General features: G+C 62.5%; 2 protein-coding genes. Both read left to right on the top strand.

Annotated elements, in window-relative coordinates; genetic code table 11:
• Nucleotides 1–182: 182 nt before the first annotated feature.
• Nucleotides 183–1,883 carry a hypothetical protein gene (locus tag ACH4NX_RS38330; protein WP_352030450.1) on the top strand — a complete coding sequence of 567 codons (1,701 nt, stop codon included), beginning with the start codon at nucleotides 183–185 and terminating at the stop codon, nucleotides 1,881–1,883.
• Between the two features lie 226 nt (nucleotides 1,884–2,109).
• Entirely contained in the window at nucleotides 2,110–2,541 is a 432-nt protein-coding gene (locus ACH4NX_RS38325; protein ID WP_099699025.1) for a hypothetical protein, read from the top strand.
• Nucleotides 2,542–2,742: the final 201 nt, after the last annotated feature.

The following is a 2,742-nucleotide window of genomic DNA, read 5'->3' as shown; positions in this document are numbered from 1 at the left end:
ATCGCGAGAACCTACACTTGAACTCGGCCGGCGGACGGGAACGATTCGACGCCGCCATCACCGACATCGCCAGGATGCTTTCCACCGGAAACCACCACACCAGCAGAAAGCGGACATCGATGAACGAGACACCCTCGTCGAACAGTTCATTATCAGAGCCCACTCGACCAGGCACTGCTGCAATGGACCTGTTCGAGGGCGCCGGCCCTGGCAGCGAACTCGCTGTCTCCGTCGAGCCGGAAGGCATTCTCGTTGCCGGGGACCCGGAGGTCGTAGCCGGCTACCTCGCGCGCCTGACCGATCTCGCCGGCGAGGCACTCGATGTTTCCGGCGTCAGCACAACCTCGATGGCCAATGTCGCCGCCGCTGCCGTCGGAGCGAAATCTATTGCCGCCCAGGCCGGTCAGTTCGTGCGACTGTCACCGGACAGCGTCCAGGCATTGAAGACGTACAAAGCGTTGCCGGGTGACAGCGGGTTCTTCCGAATGACCGTCGTCGACCAAGCAGGGAAGTTCCGCCAGCAACTGCAATGGCAGAAAGTATCCCTCGGCCCCACCCAAGCACTGTCCTTCCAACTCATCGCGGTGCAGGTCGCCCTCTCGGTGGCCATCGCGTCGGTGAACGAATCGATCGCCCGCGTCGACGGTAAAGTCGAACAACTCCTCGCCCTCGCCCAAGCGTCCCGAGTCGGTGACGTGGTCGGTCATTTCACAACCTTGGATCGGCTCGTCACCACCCTCGACGAACACGGAACACTGCCGACCGCAGACTGGGAATCTGTTGCCGGACTCCGGCCCACCCTGAATGTGACCATCGAACGCCTCCGAGAACACGTCAAACGCACCTTGGCCGGGTTCGATGCCACTCGCCCGGTCCAGGATCGCGCCGACTATCTCCGCCGAGCAATCGAAGAGAACCGGCTCGGCGAATCCCTGCACCTGTTGGTGGTCGGTGAGCAGTCGCTCTATCTGTGGCAGCGGTTGCGGATCGCGCGCGTGCAGGCCACCGAGCCGCAGCATCTGCAGGTGGTGCTCGACGACGCACGCACAGTGCTGGCAGAGCATTTCGAACGCGACGGCGAACTGTTGCTGCACGCGCGGTCGGAACTGTCGAACTTTGCAAAAATGCACCGACTCGACGGATTCCGGTGGGGCGCCGCCCACAATCTCAAACACGACATCGTCAAACTCAAGAACGACCTCGACGACTTCGCGCAGGCACGTGGCAGCCAGGTCATGGGATGGACCGACCACGAGAGTCCCAGCGTCGTCGACGCCCTGGCGGAAGTCGGCAGTCGGGCAGCGTCCGCAGGCAGTGCTGTCGCCGGCGCGGCCGGCAAAGCGATCGGTGCCGGTGTCTCAGGAGTCGGATCCGGGCTCGGGTGGGTGGGCCGCGGGATCGGAAACCTCGTGGGCTCGGGAAACCAACACGCAGACAAAGTCGAGATACCGACACCTACAACGGAACATCGTCTCGCGGGTGCAGCCACCGCAACCGCACAACCTGACGAGGCGAATCCGAACTCGTGCGACGGCGACGATTCGACATCCGAATCCTCCATGCTCACACACCAACCCGATCGAATCATGCCGTCTTCCGCCCCGATCGCGTACGACGACGACATCTTGCAGCTCATGCTCTTCGGCCATCTACAGGTCGGCGACCAGCTGACGTATCACGATACCGGCCGCGGGCTCACCTACATCGCAACGATCACGCGGGACGGGGCCCTCGACGTCGACGGGAAACGCTACGGGCCACCCTCGGCGCCGTTGACGGACATCATGGGCCGGCAACGGCACGGTTGGAGGGACTGGCAACTGGCCGATGGGCGGCAACTTCGACAGCTGCGGCGACAAGCGTACGCAGAAATGCGCCGCTGACACCCGTCCTAGCTCTGCCACCACACGCCGACCCGTCCACAGGATGAAGCGATCACAAATGACAATGAAAAAATCCTGGCTAGCAGCGCCGATCCTGCTTCTCGCGCTCAGTGCATGCAGCGACCAGGGCACATCCACCGAACCTGCCTCGTCTGAGGGAGCAACTGCAACCGCCACGACACCGAGCTCCTCAGGGACACTCACACCGGTCTCCAGTACCACGATTGTGGAACCCACGACGGAAACCATCGTCGAACCGCCCACAGCGGAGGCAACATTCATCGACACGCCCACGCCGGCGGTGACCAAGCACATCGACTACTGCACCTCGCCCGGCCCGAACACCGCGTTCACGGACGGAACATACGGTTGGACGGACGAATGCGCCGGCCCCGCAGCGATCAACCGGGTCAGCGAAATCACCGCCAACGGAGGATCCTGCGACGGAACCACGTGCACCAACTCACTAGGAATGACCTTCCCCGACCCTCGGGCCGAAGCCGGAATGACCGATGCACCGCCAACAGCTGGCACTCCTCGGACCACGACAAGCACCCCGACAGTAACGAATCCGCCGAACCATCCCCAGGTCCTGTGGTCGAATTGCCTGCAGCAAGGCAACACCCCGGAACAATGCCGGGAAATACTCGACAACTGATTCTCACGCCCAGCGAAAGCCCGGCCAGTCCTGAGCACGTCGGAGCTGCAATTCCGGGGCGGTCTCGACACTCTCACCCGACTTTGATCCACACATTCACTGAGTAGGTCCTGTGGTTTGACTGTACGTTTTTCCGCATCAGCACTCGAGTACCGTCCGACACTGATGGAGACGATATTCGACGTAGGTTCTGCACACGGG

Source organism: Streptomyces sp. NPDC017225, assembly GCF_044331465.1.
In the GTDB taxonomy this organism is placed as follows: Bacteria; Actinomycetota; Actinomycetes; order Streptomycetales; family Streptomycetaceae; genus Streptomyces.
Note: the sequence above shows the minus strand (reverse complement) of the source record. Positions and strands in the feature narration are given on the sequence as shown.